The 17,246-nt window shown below is 72.1% G+C and carries 14 protein-coding genes and 1 pseudogene; 8 read left to right on the top strand and 7 right to left on the bottom strand.

Features of this window, described 5'->3' with window-relative positions:
* Positions 1 to 233: 233 nt before the first annotated feature.
* Positions 234 to 1,076, bottom strand: a complete 843-nt coding sequence (locus EAO76_RS04640) for a siderophore-interacting protein (protein WP_148833608.1) — start codon at positions 1,074 to 1,076, stop codon at positions 234 to 236.
* Between the two features lie 46 nt (positions 1,077 to 1,122).
* Positions 1,123 to 2,031 (bottom strand): 5'-3' exonuclease, encoded by a 909-nt coding sequence (locus EAO76_RS04635; protein WP_148835568.1) that lies wholly within the window; start codon positions 2,029 to 2,031, stop codon positions 1,123 to 1,125.
* Between the two features lie 303 nt (positions 2,032 to 2,334).
* Here EAO76_RS04635 and EAO76_RS04630 point away from each other — a divergent pair, with 303 nt between their 5' ends.
* The 4 genes from EAO76_RS04630 (at position 2,335) to EAO76_RS04615 (ending at position 7,545) form a co-directional block, all read left to right on the top strand.
* Positions 2,335 to 3,426 carry a glycine betaine/L-proline ABC transporter ATP-binding protein gene (locus EAO76_RS04630; RefSeq protein WP_376043811.1) on the top strand — a complete coding sequence of 364 codons (1,092 nt, stop codon included), beginning with the start codon at positions 2,335 to 2,337 and terminating at the stop codon, positions 3,424 to 3,426.
* Complete coding sequence (locus tag EAO76_RS04625) at positions 3,419 to 6,052, top strand: ABC transporter permease/substrate binding protein (RefSeq protein ID WP_148833604.1); 2,634 nt, start codon at positions 3,419 to 3,421, stop codon at positions 6,050 to 6,052. Before EAO76_RS04630 ends, EAO76_RS04625 begins: the two co-directional genes overlap by 8 nt.
* Positions 6,053 to 6,201: 149 nt before the next feature.
* On the top strand, positions 6,202 to 6,747 hold the full coding sequence (locus tag EAO76_RS04620) for a helix-turn-helix domain-containing protein (protein WP_148833602.1): 546 nt from the start codon (positions 6,202 to 6,204) through the stop codon (positions 6,745 to 6,747).
* 12 nt (positions 6,748 to 6,759) lie between these two features.
* Positions 6,760 to 7,545 (top strand): helical backbone metal receptor, encoded by a 786-nt coding sequence (locus EAO76_RS04615; RefSeq protein ID WP_148833600.1) that lies wholly within the window; start codon positions 6,760 to 6,762, stop codon positions 7,543 to 7,545.
* Here EAO76_RS04615 and EAO76_RS04610 read toward each other — a convergent pair.
* A pseudogene (locus tag EAO76_RS04610) lies at positions 7,535 to 8,452 on the bottom strand (TDT family transporter); the annotation flags it as partial. The gene EAO76_RS04615 and the pseudogene EAO76_RS04610 sit on opposite strands and share 11 nt — an antisense overlap.
* 156 nt (positions 8,453 to 8,608) lie before the next feature.
* Between EAO76_RS04610 and EAO76_RS04605 the strand changes: the two are divergent.
* The 3 genes from EAO76_RS04605 (at position 8,609) to EAO76_RS04595 (ending at position 12,246) form a co-directional block, all read left to right on the top strand.
* Positions 8,609 to 9,973 carry a glutamine synthetase family protein gene (locus EAO76_RS04605; RefSeq protein ID WP_148833597.1) on the top strand — a complete coding sequence of 455 codons (1,365 nt, stop codon included), beginning with the start codon at positions 8,609 to 8,611 and terminating at the stop codon, positions 9,971 to 9,973.
* A gap of 77 nt (positions 9,974 to 10,050) precedes the next feature.
* A complete protein-coding gene (locus EAO76_RS04600) occupies positions 10,051 to 11,454 on the top strand; it encodes an aldehyde dehydrogenase (protein WP_148833595.1) in 1,404 nt (467 codons plus the stop codon).
* A gap of 6 nt (positions 11,455 to 11,460) precedes the next feature.
* Positions 11,461 to 12,246: a 3-oxoacyl-ACP reductase gene (locus EAO76_RS04595; protein WP_148833593.1), complete on the top strand. Its 786-nt coding sequence runs from the start codon at positions 11,461 to 11,463 to the stop codon at positions 12,244 to 12,246.
* Positions 12,247 to 12,361: 115 nt separating this feature from the next.
* Here EAO76_RS04595 and EAO76_RS04590 read toward each other — a convergent pair whose 3' ends face one another.
* The 4 genes from EAO76_RS04590 to EAO76_RS04575 all read right to left on the bottom strand — a co-directional run bounded on the left by EAO76_RS04590 (position 12,362) and on the right by EAO76_RS04575 (position 15,428).
* Complete coding sequence (locus EAO76_RS04590) at positions 12,362 to 13,021, bottom strand: TOPRIM nucleotidyl transferase/hydrolase domain-containing protein (RefSeq protein WP_148833591.1); 660 nt, start codon at positions 13,019 to 13,021, stop codon at positions 12,362 to 12,364.
* A 68-nt stretch (positions 13,022 to 13,089) separates the two neighbouring features.
* Positions 13,090 to 13,776 (bottom strand): DUF4232 domain-containing protein, encoded by a 687-nt coding sequence (locus EAO76_RS04585; RefSeq protein ID WP_148833589.1) that lies wholly within the window; start codon positions 13,774 to 13,776, stop codon positions 13,090 to 13,092.
* Between the two features lie 166 nt (positions 13,777 to 13,942).
* A complete protein-coding gene (locus tag EAO76_RS04580) occupies positions 13,943 to 14,839 on the bottom strand; it encodes an alpha/beta fold hydrolase (protein ID WP_262375274.1) in 897 nt (298 codons plus the stop codon).
* Positions 14,832 to 15,428: a TetR/AcrR family transcriptional regulator gene (locus tag EAO76_RS04575; protein ID WP_148833587.1), complete on the bottom strand. Its 597-nt coding sequence runs from the start codon at positions 15,426 to 15,428 to the stop codon at positions 14,832 to 14,834. The genes EAO76_RS04580 and EAO76_RS04575 overlap by 8 nt, the downstream gene beginning before the upstream one ends.
* A gap of 172 nt (positions 15,429 to 15,600) precedes the next feature.
* Here EAO76_RS04575 and gndA point away from each other — a divergent pair, with 172 nt between their 5' ends.
* Positions 15,601 to 17,043, top strand: coding sequence for an NADP-dependent phosphogluconate dehydrogenase (gene gndA / locus EAO76_RS04570; protein WP_148833585.1), 1,443 nt, complete (start codon positions 15,601 to 15,603; stop codon positions 17,041 to 17,043).
* Positions 17,044 to 17,246 lie beyond the last annotated feature (203 nt).

Genomic DNA, 17,246 nt, shown 5'->3' with positions numbered 1-17,246 from the left:
CCCGGCTGTCGATATCGGGCTACTGGCGGCTCGGCCAGAACGACGACGCCTGGCGCTCGGTCAAGCGCGAGTGGAACGAGCCTCGGTCAAGCGCGAGTGGAACGAGCAGGTGGAGCGTGAGCACGGTTCGTGCCCCGGTTCCGTCCCGACGCGCGTGTGCCCCGGCCGGGGCCGGGGCACACGTACGGGGCTGCGGTGTCGGGACGCGTCCGGTCCCGAGCCGGCGAAGGGGCCTACGCGGCGCCCTCCTGCTCACGCTCCACCTGCTCGTTCCACTCGCGCTTGACCGAGCGCCAGGCGTCGTCGTTCTGGCCGAGCCGCCAGTAGCCCGATATCGACAGCCGGGAGAGCGGGATCTCGCGGTCCAGGCGCAGGTGGCGCCGGATCTCCTTGACGAAACCGGCCTCGCCGTGGACGAACGCCTGGACGTCGCCCGCCGGGAACTCCAGCTCCTGCACGGCCGCGACCAGCGCCTCGCCGACCGGCCGCTCCCCGCGGTGCAGCCAGGTCACCCCGACGCCCTCGGGCGTCACGATCTTCTGCTCCTCCCCGGAGTCCGCCACCTCGACGAAGGCGTGCACCACCGCACCCGCGGGCATCTGCTCCAGCGCCGCCGCGACGGCCGGCAGGGCGCTCTCGTCGCCCACCAGGAGGTGCCAGTCCGCCGAGGCGTCCGGGGCGTAGCCCCCGCCCGGCCCCAGGAAGGTCACCTGCTCGCCCGGCGTGGCCCGCACCGCCCAGGGCCCGGCGAGCCCCTCGTCGCCGTGGACCACGAAGTCGATCGCCAGCTCGCGGGCGGCCGGGTCCCAGGACCGCACCGTGTACGTACGGGTCGTGGGCCACAGCTCCCGCGGCTGCTCCTCGCGGATGCGGGCCATGTCGAAGGGGTGCGCGTAGTCGGCCCCCTCGGGGGCGAAGCAGATCTTGACGTAGTGGTCGGTGCACCCGGAGAGCTCGAAACCGGCGAGGCCCTCGCCGCCGAACACCACGCGCACCATGTGAGGTGTGATCCGCTCGGTGCGCAGCACCTGGGCCCCCTGCGCCTTGGGTGCCTGCCGTGCCGGTCGCTCTGCCACGAGGTTCTCCCTGCTCCGATTACTTAGGTTTACCTAAGCTAACACTTCATCCGGGCAGAGTGGAGAGCAGGCGCTGCAGCGAACCGCCCAGCCCCCACCGCTTCGCGAGGTCCTCCAGCGCGGCGGGATCGCGCGGCGCGGCGGGCAGCGCGGGATCGAACTCCGGCAGGGGCACGTCGCCCGCGACCCGGACCACCTTCGGCGCGACGGCCACGTAGTCCCGCGCCTCGTCGAGCCGCCTGCGCTGCGACGGCGTCAGCGCCGACCCCGGATCGTCGGCGGCGGCCATGATCCCGGCCAGATCGCCGAAGGCGTCCAGCAGCTTCGCCGCCGTCTTCTCACCGATGCCCGGGACGCCCGGCAGTCCGTCGCTCGGGTCGCCGCGCAGCAGGGCCAGGTCCGCGTACCCGGAGCCGTCCACCCCGTACTTCTCCCGCAGCCACGCCCCGTCCGTCGGCTGGAGCGAGCCGACCCCCTTCAACGGGTAGAGCACCCGCACCCCGCGGGCGTCGTCGACCAGCTGATAGAGGTCGCGGTCGCCGGTGACGATGTCCACGGGCCCGGTGGCCCGGCCGGTGAGCGTGCCGATCACGTCGTCCGCCTCGTAGTCCGCGACGCCTACCCGGGCGATGCCCACGGCGTCGAGCACGTCCTCGATCACCGGGACCTGCGGGGCCAGGGTGTCGGGGGTCTCCTCCTCGTCGGGCAGCCCCTCGGCGGTCTCCGTCGCGACCCGGTGCGCCTTGTACGAGGGGATCAGCTCGACCCGCCAGTGCGGCCGCCAGTCGGCGTCCATGCAGGCGACCAGGTCGTCCGGCCGGTGGTCCTGCACCAGGCGGGCGATGAAGTCGAGCAGACCGCGCGCGGCGTTGACCGGCGTGCCGTCCGGGGCGCGCACCGAGTCGGGGACCCCGAAGTAGGCGCGGTAGTAGAGGGAGGCGGTGTCGAGGAGCATCAGGCGTCGCGTCACACCCCGATGATGCCGCACCCCACCGACACCGCCCGCCGCGGACACCGGGGGAGGGCGGACCGCGTTGCCGATCACGGAAACGTGACCTGGGTCACTCTTGTGTTTGGGTCGGATAAGCGGGGGCAGGCGCGCAGCCGGAGCGGATCACGTAGCGATTTCAACCAATGCGCGTGCCGTGCGGACCGGATCCGCGTCGCTCCACGGTCTGCCGGAGGGGGTGGCAGACCGTTTTTCGGTTCAACCCGCGAGGTGTATGTGTCAAGGCTGCAGGCCGAGCACTTGTACAAGGTGTTCGGCAGACGACCCGATCAAGCAGTGCGAAGGCTCGAGGACGGTGCCGACCGCGACGAGCTGCGCGCCGACGGAACGACCGCAGCGGTGATCGACGCCTCGTTCGCCGTCGAGCCGGGTCAGATCTTCGTCGTGATGGGTCTGTCCGGGTCCGGCAAGTCCACGCTGCTGCGCATGCTCAACGGACTTCTGGAGCCCACGGCCGGGCGCGTGCTGTTCGACGGGCAGGACCTGACCGCCCTGACCCCCGCCGAGCTGCGCCACGTCCGGTCCTCGAAGATCAGCATGGTGTTCCAGCACTTCGCGCTCTTCCCCCACCGCAGTGTGCTGGAGAACGCCGCGTACGGCCTCGAAGTGCAGGGCGTGCCGCGTGCCGAGCGCGAGAAGCGCGCCGCCGAGGCACTGGAGCTGACCGGTCTCGCCGGCTGGGAGAAGTCCTGGCCCGACGAGCTCTCCGGCGGCATGCAGCAGCGCGTCGGCCTGGCCCGCGCCCTGGCCACCGACGCCGACCTGCTGCTGATGGACGAGTCCTTCAGCGCGCTCGACCCGCTGATCCGCCGCGACATGCAGGACCAGCTGCTCGAACTGCAGAAGCGGCTGAAGAAGACCATCGTCTTCATCACCCACGACCTCAACGAGGCCATGCGCCTGGGCGACCGCATCGCCGTGATGCGCGACGGGCGGATAGTCCAGCTCGGCACCGCCGAGGACATCCTCGTCACCCCGGCCAACGACTACGTCGCCTCCTTCACCCAGGACGTCGACCGGACCCGGGTGCTGACCGCGGGGGCCATCATGGCCGAGCCGCACACCGTCATGGGCACCAGCACGGACGACGGCAAGGAACTGCGCACCGCCGCCGACGTGATCGCGGCCGCCCCGGCCACCGTCACCGAGTCCACGCCGATCGCCGAGCTCTTCACGCCCTGCTCGCAGAGCGGGGTCGCGGTCGCCGTGACCGACGCCGGGGGCAAGCTCGTCGGCGTCGTCCCGCGCGCCCGGCTGCTCGCCGTCCTCGGCGAACCGATGACCCCCGCCGAGGCCCCGAAGGACGTCCCGGCCGACCTGAAGAAGGTGGCCAGTGTTTAGGCTCCCTCTCGGTGACTGGGTCGACTCGGCCGTCGACTGGCTGCAGACCCACCTGGCCTGGCTGTTCGACGCGATCAGCTCCGTCGTCAGTGGCATGTTCGACGGCATAGCCGCCGTGCTCTCCGCCCCCGCCCCGCTGCTCTTCGCGGGCATCGTCGCCGTCATCGCCTGGTGGCTGCGCGGTCTGCTCGCGGGCGCGCTCGCCTTCGTCGGATTCGCCCTCATCGACTCCGTCGAGCTGTGGGACGAGGCGATGGACACCGTCACCCTGGTGCTCGTCGCCACCATCATCGCGCTGGTGCTGTCCGTGCCGCTGGGCATCTGGGCGTCCCGCTCCAAGGCCGTCAGCGCGGTCACCCGCCCGGTCCTGGACTTCATGCAGACCATGCCCGCCATGGTCTACCTGATCCCCGGCGTCATCTTCTTCGGCGTCGGCGTGGTCCCCGGCATCATCGCCACCATCATCTTCTCGCTGCCCCCGGGCGTCCGGATGACCGAACTCGGCATCCGCCAGGTCGACGGCGAGCTCGTCGAGGCGGCCGAGGCGTTCGGCACCACCCGGCGCAACACCCTGCTGCGGGTCCAGCTCCCGCTCGCCCTGCCCACGATCATGGCGGGCATCAACCAGGTCATCATGCTGGGCCTGTCCATGGTGGTCATCGCCGGCATGGTCGGCGGCGGCGGCCTCGGCGGCGCCGTCTACCGCGCCATCGGCAACGTGGACGTCGGCCTCGGCTTCGAGGCGGGCATCTCCATCGTCATCGTGGCGATGTACCTGGACCGGATGACCGGCGCGCTCGGCCGCGAGGTCTCCCCGCTCGCCCGGCGCGCGCTCGCCAAGGCGCAGTCGATGGCCGGCGGACCGAAGATCTGGAACCACCGCCCGCAGCCCGTGGTCGCGGTCGTCGGCGTCGTCGTCCTCGCGCTCGTCGCGGGCGGCATGGGGATCTTCGGCTCGTCCGGCACGGACAAGGACACCGCCGCCGACGGTTCGGACATCGGCGCCGGCAAGAAGATCAGCATGGGGTACATCCCGTGGGACGAGGGCATCGCCTCCACCTTCCTCTGGAAGGAGATGCTGGAACGGCGCGGCTTCGAGGTCGACGTCAAGCAGTACGAGGCCGGTGCGCTCTACACCGGCATGGCCAACGGCCAGATCGACTTCGAGACCGACTCCTGGCTCCCGGTCACGCACGCCAGCTACTGGAAGAAGTACCAGGACAAGCTGGAGGACATGGGCTCCTGGTACGGCCCCACCTCGCTGGAGCTGGCCGTCCCGGCCTACCTGGAGGACGTCAAGTCCCTGGACGACCTCAAGGGCAAGGGCTCGCGGTTCAAGAACCGGATCGTCGGCATCGAGCCGAGCGCCGGTGAGACGGGCCTGCTCAAGGACAAGATCCTGCCGGGCTACGGCCTGGACGAGGAGTACAAGGTCATCGACGGCTCCACGCCCTCGATGCTGGCCGAGCTGAAGCGCGCGTACGCCAAGAAGGAACCCATCGTCGTCCCGCTCTGGTCGCCGCACTGGGCGTACAACCAGTTCGAGCTCACCAAGCTCAAGGACCCCAAGAACCTCTGGGGCAAGGGCGACGGCATCCACACCCTGGCCCGCAAGGGCTTCTCCGCCGACAACCCCGAGGTCGGCCGCTGGCTCAAGAACTTCAAGATGAGCGAGGACCAGCTCACCAGCCTGGAGGCGGAGATCCAGAAGGCCGGCTCCGGCAAGGAGCAGGAGGCCGTCCGCACCTGGCTGAAGGCCAACCCGGGCGTCGCCGACGAGTGGACCCCGGTCACCGGGGCGAAGGCCGCCGGGAAGAAGAACGGCAAGGACGAGCGCGACCGCCCCGTCGAGATGGCCTGGTTCCCCTGGGAGGAGGACATCGCCGCCACGTACCTGTGGAAGGCGGTCCTGGAGGAGCGCGGCTACAGGATCAACCTCAAGCAGTTCGAGGTCGGCCCGATGTACACCGCGATGTCGCGCGGCCAGATCGACGTGCAGTTCGACGGCTGGCTGCCGTACACCCAGAAGAACTACTGGGACAAGTACGGTTCCCGGCTGACCGACCTCGGCTCGTGGTACGGCCCGACGTCGATCGAGGTCGCGGTGCCCTCGTACGTGAAGGACGTCGAGTCCCTCGCCGACCTCAAGGGCAAGGGCTCGCGGTTCAAGAACCGGATCATCGGCATCGAGCCGGGCACCGCCACGATGGAGAACCTCAAGAAGAACGTGCTGCCGACGTACGGCCTCGACAAGGAGTACGAGGTCCTCGACTCCTCGACGCCCGGCATGCTGGCCGAGCTGAAGCGCGCGTACGCCAAGAAGGAGCCCGTCGCGGTGCTGCTCTGGACGCCGCACTGGGCGTACAGCGAGTACGGCATGACCAAGCTGAAGGACCCCGAGAAGGCCTTCGGCGACGGCGACCGGCTGCACACCATCGCGTCCAAGGACTTCCCGGAGCAGTACCCGCAGCTGACGGAGTGGTTCAAGGCGTTCGAGCTGAGCGAGGACCAGCTCGCCGGCCTGGAGAACCAGATCCAGAAGCTCGGTACGGGCCACGAGGAGGAGGCCGTGAAGGCCTGGATGGCGAAGAACCCGGGCATCGCGGACAAGATGGCCCCGCAGTAGGGTCCGGAAGCACCCGAAGGGGTGGGTACCGCCGTCGGCGGTACCCACCCCTTCCCGCTGCCTCGGTGTTCATCGGCGGGCCGACTTGTGCAACCGTGTGCGTAACACGTCGGCAACCGGAAGGATGGCGAGTCGGGAGGGAGCCGGACATGGACGAGAAGGAAGCACTCCGCGTGGGTGCCGCGGTCCGCCGCAGACGCAGGTCCCTGGGACTCACGCTGGCCGCGGTCGCCGGGCGCAGCGGCCTGTCCGTGCCGTTCCTCAGCCAGATCGAGAACGAGCGGGCCCGGCCCAGCGCCCGGTCCCTGGACCTGGTCGCCGAAGCCCTGGAGACCACCACGGCGCGGCTGCGCGCCGCCGCGGACTCGGCGCGCGCCGTCGACGTGGTGCGCGCGGGCGAGAGCGACGGGGTGCGCCGGGTGGTGCGCGGACGCCACCAGCTCAGTGCCCTGGAGTTCACCGGGGAGATCGACCTCGGGCGCGAGTTCCAGCACCGCAACGACGAGGTGATGTACGTGACCCGGGGCGGCGTCGAGGTGGAGGCCGAGGGGCAGGCGTACCGGCTGGAGGAGGGCGACACGCTCTTCCTGTCCGGCGGGGTGCGGCACCGCTGGCGGGCCACGGAGCCCGGCACACGGCTGCTGGTCGTCTCGGTCGCCGAGCACATCGACGCCACCTTCGACCCGCGCCGCTGACCGGAGGCCCCCGTGCGCGTCGTCTCCCTGGTGCCCTCGCTCACCGAGGCCGTCGCCGCCACCGACCCCGGCCGGCTGGCCGGCGTCACCGACTGGTGCACCCACCCGGCCGGCCTGACCGCCGCCCGGATCGGCGGGACCAAGAACCCCGACGTGGCGGCGGTCCTCGCGCTCCGGCCCGACCTCGTCCTCGCCAACGAGGAGGAGAACCGGGCCGCCGACATCGCCGCGCTCAGGACCGCCGGTACCGAGGTGCTCGTCACGGAGATCCGCACCCTCGACGGGGCCTTCGCGGAGCTCGCACGCGTCCTGGCCGCCTGCGGCAGGTCCCGGCCGCGCTGGCTGGACGAGGCGGAGGCGGCCTGGGACGCGCTCCCGCCCCCCTCGGCCCCGCGCCGCGCGGTGGTGCCCGTCTGGCGCAGGCCGTGGATGGTGCTGGGCCGCGACACCTTCGCCGGGGACCTGCTGGCCCGGCTCGGCGTGGAGAACGTCCACGCGGACCACGCCGAGCGCTATCCCCGCATCCCCCTCGACGAGCTCAACGCGGCGGGCGCCGACCTGGTGGTGCTGCCCGACGAGCCGTACCGCTTCACCGCGACCGACGGACCCGAGGCCTTCCCGGCGCTGCCCGCCGCGCTCGTCGACGGGCGGTACCTCACGTGGTACGGGCCGTCACTGGTGCGGGCACCTGCGGTGCTGCGAGCAGCGCTCCGCCGAACAGCCCGCGCAGCGTCCGGATCCCGGCCACCGCCCACGCGGTCACCAGCAGCACGTACAGGACGACGGACAGCCAGGTGAACGCCGTGAGACCGGTGTGCCGGGCCAGGCCCGCGGCGCCCGTGACACAGGTGCCGACGGGGAAGGTGAAGCCCCACCACGTCATGGCGAAGGTCATGCCGTTGCGCAGGGCCCGCACCACCAGCGCCGCGGACAGGGCCAGCCACAGCAGCGCGAACCCCATCACCGGCACCCCGTACAGCACGGCGAACATCTCGAACCCCGCGACGTACGGCTCCGGGACCGCGCCCGGCGCCGCGTCGGCGATCTGACCGACCGCGGTCGTCGACTGCCCCAGCGGACCGAGGACCAGGAACAGCGTGGGCGTCAGCGCGAGCGGCAGCGGCCCACGGTGGACGAGCCGGGCGAAGACCAGCGGCAGCATCACCAGCGTGGCCAGCAGGCTCAGGCCGAACATCGCGTAACAGGCCAGCAGCATCGCCTCCCGCCACTGCCCGGCGGGCAGGTGGGGCACCAGCAGTGGGCCGAGCGCCGCGGAGACCATCGGTGCCACCACCGGGAGCAGCCACACCGGCGAGGCGTTCCCCGGCTCGATCCGGTGGCGCACGACCATCAGGTACGGGATCGCGGCCGCGGCGACCAGACCGATCACCGTGCCCGCCGTGTACAGCACCACGTCCAGCGCCAGGGCCGCCGACTCCCCGATGAGATCCCGGCCCACCGTGAGCGAGGAGCCGCCGACGGCCAGCAGCGCCATCGAGAGGCAGCCGTAGAAGGGGGCGACGGCGGGGTCGAGCAGATGGTCGCGGGCCTGGTCGCGATGGGCGATCCAGTGCCCGGCGCGGGCCGTGAGCAGCACGGCGAGCGCGATCGCCGAGAGCGCCCACACGAACACGCAGAAGGTCCGCAGCCCCGGTACGTGCACGGGCAGCGCGGCCCCCGCGCTCGCAACGATCGAGGTGCCCATGACGGAGGCGTACCAGTTGGGGCCGAGATACCGCAGGGAGGGCTGGGGCCGAGATACCGCAGGGAGGGCCTCCTCGCCACCACCCACCGGCCCCCTTCCCAAGCAATGGTCAACTGCCATACCTTATGGATCTCGGTGCACCCAAGGAGGAATCCCGTGGCAGACCGCACACCCCCGCTCGCCGTCGAGGAGCTGCGCTCGCTCGTCGCGAACGGGTCGATCGACACCGTCGTGCTGGCGTTCCCCGACATGCAGGGGCGGCTCCAGGGGAAGCGGTTCGCCGCCGGGTTCTTCCTCGACGAGGTCCTGGAGCACGGCACCGAGGGCTGCAACTACCTGCTGGCCGTGGACACCGACATGAACACCGTCGACGGCTATGCGATGTCCTCCTGGGAGCACGGCTACGGCGACTTCGCCATGGTCCCGGACCTCGCCTCGCTGCGGCTCGTCCCCTGGCACGAGGGCACCGCCCTGCTGCTGGCCGACCTCGCCTGGCACGACGGCAGCCCGGTCGTCGCCGCGCCGCGCCAGGTCCTGCGCCGCCAGCTGGACCGGCTGGCCGCACTCGGCTACCGGGCCCAGGTGGGCACGGAGTTGGAGTTCATCGTCTTCAAGGACAGCTACGAGGAGGCCTGGGACCGCGACTACCGCGGGCTGACCCCGGCCAACCAGTACAACGTCGACTACTCCATCCTGGGCTCCGGCCGCGTCGAACCGCTGCTGCGCCGCATCCGCAACGAGATGCAGGCCGCCGGGCTGACGGTCGAGTCGGCCAAGGGCGAGTGCAACCTCGGCCAGCACGAGATCGCCTTCCGCTACGACGAGGCGCTGATCACCTGCGACCAGCACGCCGTCTACAAGACGGGCGCCAAGGAGATCGCCGCGCAGGAGGGCGTCTCGCTCACCTTCATGGCCAAGTACGACGAGCGCGAGGGCAATTCCTGTCACATCCACCTCTCGCTCACCGACGGCGACGGCGGCAACGCGATGGCGGGCGACGGCCCGGACGGCATGTCGCCGCTGATGCGGCACTTCCTGGCCGGGCAGCTCGCCGCGCTGCGCGATTTCTCGCTGCTGTACGCGCCGAACATCAACTCCTACAAGCGGTTCCAGCCCGGGTCGTTCGCGCCGACCGCCGTCGCCTGGGGCCACGACAACCGCACCTGTTCGCTGCGGGTGGTCGGGCACGGCCGCTCCCGCCGTTTCGAGAACCGGCTGCCCGGCGGCGACGTCAACCCGTACCTCGCCACCGCCGGGCTGGTCGCCGCGGGGCTGTACGGGGTGGAGCACGAACTGCCGTTGCCCGAGGTGTGCACCGGAAACGCCTACACCGCCGAGTACCAGCAGGTGCCGACCACCCTGCGCGAGGCCGCCGACCTGTGGGAGGCCAGCCCCATCGCCAAGGAGGCCTTCGGCGAGGAGGTCGTCGCGCACTACCTGAACATGGCGCGTGTCGAACTCGCCGCGTACGACGCCGCCGTGACCGACTGGGAGCTGCGCCGCTCCTTCGAGCGCCTGTGACCTGCGCCCCGCCCCCGCACCACTCCCCCGTTCCTGTTCCTGTTCCTGTTCCTGTTCCCGACGATCGAGGCCCGTACGTGTCCCATCAGTCCGAACCCCGCAACCTGGACGTCCTGAACCCGTCCACGGCCGAGGTCGTCGCGACCGTCCCGGCCGCCGCCCCCGCCGACGTCGACGCGGCCGTCGTCCGCGCCGCCACCGCCCAGCGCGCCTGGGCCGCCGCCGCACCCGCCGACCGGGCCCGGCTGCTGCGCCGCTTCGCCGCCGTGGTCGACGAACACATCGAGGAACTGGCCCTGCTGGAGGTCCGCGAGGCCGGTCACACCATCGGCAACGCCCGCTGGGAGGCGGGCAATGTGCGCGACCTCCTCGACTACTGCGCGGGGGGCGCCGAGCGCCTGACGGGCCGACAGATCCCGGTCGCGGGCGGCATCGACTTCACCCTGCTGGAACCCCTCGGCGTCGTCGGTGTCATCGCGCCCTGGAACTTCCCGATGCCGATCGCCGCCTGGGGCACGGCCCCGGCGCTCGCCGCCGGCAACGCCGTCCTGCTCAAGCCCGCCGAGACCACGCCGCTGACCGCGCTGCGCCTGGCGGAACTGGCCCTGGCGGCCGGACTGCCCGACGGGCTCTTCCAGGTGCTTCCCGGCGAGGGCGCGGTGGCCGGGAACGCCCTGGTGGAACACCCCGGCGTGGCCAAGATCGTCTTCACCGGCTCCACCCGGACCGGCAAGCACATCATGGCCCGCTGCGCCGACCGCGTGAAGCCCCTCACCCTGGAGCTCGGCGGCAAGAGCCCGAACGTGGTCTTCGCCGACGCCGATCTGGCCGCCGCGGCGGCCGCCGCCCCGATGTCCTTCCTGGACAACTCGGGCCAGGACTGCTGCGCCCGGACCCGCATCCTCGTCGAGCGCTCCGTCCACGACCGCTTCCTCGATCTGCTGGCACCGGCCGTCGCCGCCGTGGTGGTCGGCGACCCGTCCGACGAGAAGACCCAGATGGGACCGCTGATCTCCGCCGTCCAGCGGGACCGGGTACGCGGCTTCGTGGACGGCCCCGGCGGGGACGGTCCGCCGGACGGCGTACGGACGATCCTCGGCCGGGCGCCGGAGGGGCCGGGGTTCTGGTACCCGCCGACCGTGCTCGCCGGGGTGTCGCCGGACGCGCCGGTGGCCGTCGAGGAGGTGTTCGGCCCGGTCGCCGTGGTCCTGCCCTTCGACGACGAGGCGGACGCCGTACGCCTGGCGAACGCGACGGAGTACGGGCTCGCCGGCTCGGTCTGGACCCGTGACGTGGGCCGCGCCCTGCGCGTGGCCCAGGGCCTGCGGGCCGGGAACCTCTCGGTCAACTCGCACTCCAGCGTCCGTTATTCGACTCCCTTCGGCGGTTACAAGCAGTCCGGGCTGGGCCGTGAACTCGGTCCCGACGCCCTCGCCGCCTTCACCGAAACCAAGAACGTCTTCATCAGCACGGAGGCCTGAAGCACCATGACCGACACCACCGCCGTCTGCCGCCGCCTGGTCGGCCGCACTGCCGTCGTCACCGGAGCCGGCAGCGGCATCGGGCTCGCCACCGCACGGCGCCTGGCCGACGAGGGCGCCCACGTCGTCTGCGCGGACGTGGACGAGAAGAGCGGCAAGGCCGTCGCCGAGGAGGTCGCCGGCCTCTTCGTCCGTACCGATGTCACGGACGCCGAGCAGGTCGAGGCGCTGTTCAAGGCCGCGTTCGACACGTACGGCTCGGTCGACATCGCCTTCAACAACGCGGGGATCTCGCCGCCCGACGACGACTCGATCCTGGAGACCGGCCTCGACGCCTGGCGGCGGGTGCAGGAGGTCAACCTCACCTCCGTCTACCTGTGCTGCAAGGCGGCGATCCCCTACATGCGCCGCCAGGGCAAGGGCTCCATCATCAACACCGCCTCGTTCGTGGCCCGGATGGGCGCCGCCACCTCGCAGATCTCCTACACCGCGTCCAAGGGCGGCGTCCTGGCCATGTCCCGCGAACTCGGGGTGCAGTTCGCCCGTGAGGGCATCCGGGTCAACGCCCTGTGCCCCGGGCCGGTCAACACCCCGCTGCTCCAGGAGCTGTTCGCCAAGGACCCGGAGCGGGCGGCGCGCAGGCTGGTGCACATCCCGGTCGGCCGGTTCGCCGAACCCGACGAGATGGCCGCCGCCGTGGCCTTCCTGGCCAGCGACGACTCCTCCTTCGTCAACGCCACCGACTTCCTGGTCGACGGCGGGCTCTCCGGCGCGTACGTCACGCCGCTCTAGGCCATATCGCCGCGCCCCTCACCCCGCGCCGCGGAGCGCTGCCCCGGCCCGGCCGCGTACGTCCGTACGGGGTCGGGCCGGGGCCGTCCGTCGTCCCGCAGGGCCCGTCGAGCCGCTACAGGTGCGCGAGCAGACGGTCCAGCGGGCGCGGCACCCGGGCGAGGTCCAGGGCGTCGACGAGCGAGCGGGCGTACTGGCTCTTCCGGCCGCTGATGGTTCCCATGAAGCGCCGCAGCTGCCGCTCGACGCTCCGCTCCCGCTGGGCGGGCTGCTTCTGGAAGATGTGGAAGGCCCGCAGGTCGCCCTGGGCCTCGATGACCTGTTGCACGGAGTCGGCGCCGAGGGCGCGGATCAGCTCCTCCTCCAGGTCGGCGACGCACACGTGGAAACCGAGCGGCTCCATGTCGGCGCGCGTGAGGTCGTGGCCGAGACCCGCCCGCTCCAGGGCGCGCGAGAAGTGGCCCTCCTCACCGACGTCGCACAGCCCCGCCACCGCGATGCCGAGCCCCTGGGGGCCCAGCAGGTTCAGGAACCGGCCGATGTTGGTGGCGCCCCCGAGCGGGATGACGGCGATGCCCTCCGCGTCGAGGGCGCGGCCGTGGCGCGCGGCCAGCGTATCGAGCGCCACCTGGTCGCTGACCCCTTCCACGAGCACGGCCGTGCGCAGGGCGGGGCCGGTGGCCAGTTCACGTGCGGTCGCGGCGGCCGCAGGCGCCCCGGCGCCGTCGGCCGCCCACTCCACGGCCGCCGCCCGGAATCGCCTCGTCGTATCCATGGGCCCAGTCTCTCAGCCATGGCCGGGGCGTCCGCAACGAACTTTTTCCCGCGCGGGACTTCGCCCGGTCAGAAGTCGTAGGGCCGGGCCGTGTTCCAGTTCGTGACGTCGGCGCTGGACCAGGTGAACGACGACGGCACGCCCTCGCCGTCGCGGGCGTCCTGCTCGACGGCCCGGCCCGTGTGCCCGGTCCCGTCGCGCAGGGCGATCGAGAGGCCCGCCGCCGTACGGGGCCCCGGGCCGTCGGCGAAGAGCGCCACGGCGGAGTAGACCTTGCCACCGGGCCGGACCGTGATCCGGGCGCTGCCGCCCGGGGCGTCCTTCGTCGAGTGGGGCAGGACGTCCGAACCGTCCCCGAGCACGACCGACGGGGACGAGGTGACCCAGCAGGGCTCGGAACCGGCGTTCCGCGCGGTGATCAGCAGGTGCTCGCCCGGCTGGTCCGGGAAGCGGTGCAGCACGGAGTACGCCATCTCGTCGCCCGCGCACAAAACGGCACCGCCGGAGGTGACGGTGCCGCCCCCTGCGGAGCCGGAGCGCGAGACGGAGGCGAGGACGTTCTTGCCGTCGTCCGTCCCCGACACCTGCCGCGCGTTCCCCGCCCCCGCCGAACCGCCCACCGTGGTGGTGGTGCCCGTGCGTGTGCTCGCGGCCCCGCCGACGGCGCTGCCCGAACCGCCGCAGGCGGTCAGGGACAGGGCGAGTGCGGCGGTGCCGACGGCCAGAGTGGCGGTGCTGATCCGGGAAGTGCGCATGTCGGGATTCCTCTGTGCAGGGTGAGGTGGGTTTCGCGGAGTCGTCCCCGCCGTGGTCACCAGCCCGTACAGCCCTGCCGGCGCATCGCTCGCACCCGGCCGGCGTCTCGCCGAGGTGGCGGCCGACGGCACAGAGCCTACGGCCCGCACCCCGTTCTTCCCGGTCTCACGCGCCGGGACCGGTCCGGTCGAGCAGTACCGACCGCAGCCGCGCGGCGAACGCCTCGGGGTGCTCGCTCGATCCGGTGTGCCCGCCGGGGAACTCCACGAGCCCGCCGCCCGCCCGGTCCGCCAGCCGGGGACCCGGAACCGCCGTGAGCAGGGTGCCGGACTCCTCCCCCACCCCGACGACCAGCTTCCGCCCACCGCGTGCCAGCGCTTCCGGGTCCAGGGCGTGACCGCTGAACGAGCACAGCACGTGCTCCAGGAACACCGGAAGGTTGGCATGCATCCTCTGCACGGCCTCGGCCTCCCGCACGGTCTGCTCGACCGGCTCCGTCTCCGTCCTCGCCGCCGTCTCCCGTACGGGCGGCGAGGACGGGGCCGAGGCCATGAGGCCCTCCGTCATGGTGGCCAGCGCCGCGGCCACCCCTTCGGCACGGAAGGAGTCCCGCACCGAGGCGAAGAGCCGTCGTCCCCGTTCCGGATCGGGCAGCAGCTCCACCAGGGGCGGCTCGTGCGCGACCACCCGGTGCAGCCGCTCGGGGTGCCGGACGAGCAGGTCCAGGGCCACGATCGCCCCCGAACTGGCTCCGAAGACCGACACCGGGCCGCCGTCCGGCGCGAGCGACTCGATCAGCCGGTACGCGTCCTCGCTCTGCACCGCCACCCGCTGCTCGCCCGTCCCGCCGTCGATGAGGCTGCGCGAGTATCCGCGCGGGTCGAGGGTCGCGACGGTCCACCTGTCGGCGAGCCGCGCCGCCATCCGGTCGTAGATCCCCGCGTCGGCGCTGCCTCCCGGCAGCAACAGCAGCAACGGGCCCTCGCCGCGCACCTCGTGGTACAGCGTCGCGCCGGGCACCTCCAGGTGTCCGGTGCGGTCCGGTGCCATGTGGTCAGCCATCCTCGTTCTCCCCCTTGTCCGTGGCCGACGGCCAGTGCTCCAGCAGGAAGTGCAGGGCCTCGACGGCTCGTTCCCAGGACGTCTGCACGTCGCGGGGCGCGCCGAAGCCCCCGCTCGCCTCCAGTGCGCAGTAGCCGTGGAAGGTGCTGCGCAACAGCCGTACGGCGTCCGTGAGATCGGGCTCGGCCAGGCCGTAGGCCCGCAGCATCGCGCCCGTGGTCTCGATGGTGCGGCGGTACGCGGACGTCCGGGCCGCGACGGCGGGATCGACCCGCAGCTGCGTCGCCTCGTACCGGCCCGGCCGCTCCAGCGCGAAGGCCCGGTAGGCATCGGCGAACCCGACCAGGGCGTCCTTCCCGGCCCGGCCCACCACGGCGGCGGCGATCCGGTCGATGAACTCCTCGGAGGCCAGCACCGCGACCCGGAACCGCAGGTCCTGGAGGTTCTTGACGTGCGAGTACAGGCTGGCGTCCTTGACACCGAAGCCCCGGGCCAGGGCGGAGATCGTGACCTTGTCGAAGCCGATGTCGTCGGCCAGGTCGGCCGCCGCCTCCACCACGCGCTCGGTCGTGAGTCCCGCGCGAACCATCCGCCACCTCCGCCGCAATCAATCCTAGGAGCCCTAGGCACTTTTCTAACATACCAAGGTGACTTCGCGCAGTCGACGGCGAACAGGCCGTTCTCCCGCCCCGAATCCATACTGAAGATCCCGGCCGGATCGGAGATCCGGGCACTTCCGACACGAATCGCGGAGCACACGGATGAGCGGCACGGCACAGATCGGCGTCACGGGGCTCGCGGTCATGGGCCGCAACCTCGCGCGCAACTTCGCCCGCAACGGCCTCACGGTCGCGGTGCACAACCGGACGACCGCACGGACGGACGCCCTGGTGGAGGAGTTCGGCGGCGAGGGGACCTTCGTCGCCGCGCGCACCCCGCAGGAGTTCGTCGCGGCACTCGAACGTCCGCGCCGACTCGTGATCATGGTGAAGGCGGGCGACCCGACCGATGCCGTGATCCAGGAGTTCGCCCCGCTCCTCGAAGAGGGCGACGTCATCATCGACGGCGGCAACGCGCACTTCCAGGACACCCGGCGCCGGGAGAAGGAGCTGCGCGGGCGCGGCATCCACTTCGTCGGCGTCGGCATCTCGGGCGGCGAGGAGGGCGCGCTGAACGGACCGAGCATCATGCCGGGCGGTTCGGCCGAGTCGTACGAGTCGCTGGGGCCGCTGCTGGAACGGATCGCCGCCAGGGCGAAGGACGGCACCCCGTGCACCACCCACATCGGGCCCGACGGGGCCGGGCACTTCGTGAAGATGGTCCACAACGGCATCGAGTACGCGGACATGCAGCTGATCGCGGAGGCGTACGACCTGCTGCGCACCGTGGCGGGCTACTCCCCCGCGAAGATCGCCGAGACGTTCCGCGGCTGGAACACCGGCCGCCTCGACTCGTATCTGATCGAGATCACGGCGGAGGTCCTCGCCCACACCGACGCGGCCACCGGGAAGCCCTTCGTCGACATCGTGCAGGACCGGGCCGAACAGAAGGGCACGGGCCGCTGGACGGTGCAGATCGCCCTGGACCTGGGGGTGCCCGTCTCCGGAATCGCGGAGGCCGTCTTCGCCCGGTCCCTGTCCGGGCACGCGGATCTGCGCGAGGCCGCCCGGGACCTGCCCGGCCCGTCGGCCTCCCCGCTCGGCGCGGCCGAGGCCGCGGTCTTCGCCGACCGGGTGGAACAGGCGCTGTACGCGTCCAAGATCGTCTCGTACACGCAGGGGTTCCACCAGATCCGGGCGGGCAGCGAGGCGTACGGCTGGGACATCGACCTCGGTGCGGTGGCGGCGATCTGGCGGGCCGGGTGCATCATCAGGGCCGCGTTCCTCGACCGGATCCGGGCCGCCTACGACGCCCGGCCCGACCTGCCGGGCCTGCTGTCGGACGAGAAGTTCGCCGCGGAGATCGGCGCGGCGCAGGACGACTGGCGCACGGTGGTCGCCGAGGCGGTGCGGCAGGGCGTGCCGACGCCGGGGTTCGCGGCCGCGCTCTCGTACTACGACGGTCTGCGCGCCGACCGGCTGCCCGCGGCGCTCACCCAGGGGCAGCGCGACTTCTTCGGCGCGCACACCTACCGCCGTACCGACCGGGAGGGCTCCTTCCACACGCTCTGGGGCGGCGACCGGTCGGAGGTCGCGGCGGGGTGACCCGGGCAGGGCGGCGCGGTCGGTGCGGTCCGCTCGGATCGGCGCGGGAACCCTGTCGGCGCGGTCCTCGTGTCCGCCCGCCTCCGGGGTCGCCCGGCCGGGGTGTCCCGGGGTGCGGCGGCGGCCCGCCCGTGCGTAAGTAGCAGCGAGCCCCTTCCCCGGCTCCGGCCCACCGCCCCGCCGAGCCGGTCGAACAGCTGGGC

The organism is Streptomyces sp. sk2.1 (genome assembly GCF_008120935.1).
GTDB lineage: Bacteria > Actinomycetota > Actinomycetes > Streptomycetales > Streptomycetaceae > Streptomyces.
The sequence above is the reverse complement of the archived record's forward strand: the minus strand, read 5'-3'. Positions and strand labels throughout refer to the sequence as shown.

Bases quoted from the DNA above. Each gene is read 5' to 3' on its own strand.
- EAO76_RS04635 (WP_148835568.1), bottom strand. From the start codon at position 2,031: ATGCTCCTCGACACCGCCTCCCTCTACTACCGCGCCTACTTCGGGGTC.
- EAO76_RS04620 (WP_148833602.1), top strand. From the start codon at position 6,202: ATGGACGAGAAGGAAGCACTCCGCGTGGGTGCCGCGGTCCGCCGCAGA.
- EAO76_RS04595 (WP_148833593.1), top strand. From the start codon at position 11,461: ATGACCGACACCACCGCCGTCTGCCGCCGCCTGGTCGGCCGCACTGCC.
- EAO76_RS04590 (WP_148833591.1), bottom strand. From the start codon at position 13,021: ATGGATACGACGAGGCGATTCCGGGCGGCGGCCGTGGAGTGGGCGGCC.
- EAO76_RS04585 (WP_148833589.1), bottom strand. From the start codon at position 13,776: ATGCGCACTTCCCGGATCAGCACCGCCACTCTGGCCGTCGGCACCGCC.
- EAO76_RS04580 (WP_262375274.1), bottom strand. From the start codon at position 14,839: ATGGCTGACCACATGGCACCGGACCGCACCGGACACCTGGAGGTGCCC.
- EAO76_RS04575 (WP_148833587.1), bottom strand. From the start codon at position 15,428: ATGGTTCGCGCGGGACTCACGACCGAGCGCGTGGTGGAGGCGGCGGCC.
- gndA (WP_148833585.1), top strand. From the start codon at position 15,601: ATGAGCGGCACGGCACAGATCGGCGTCACGGGGCTCGCGGTCATGGGC.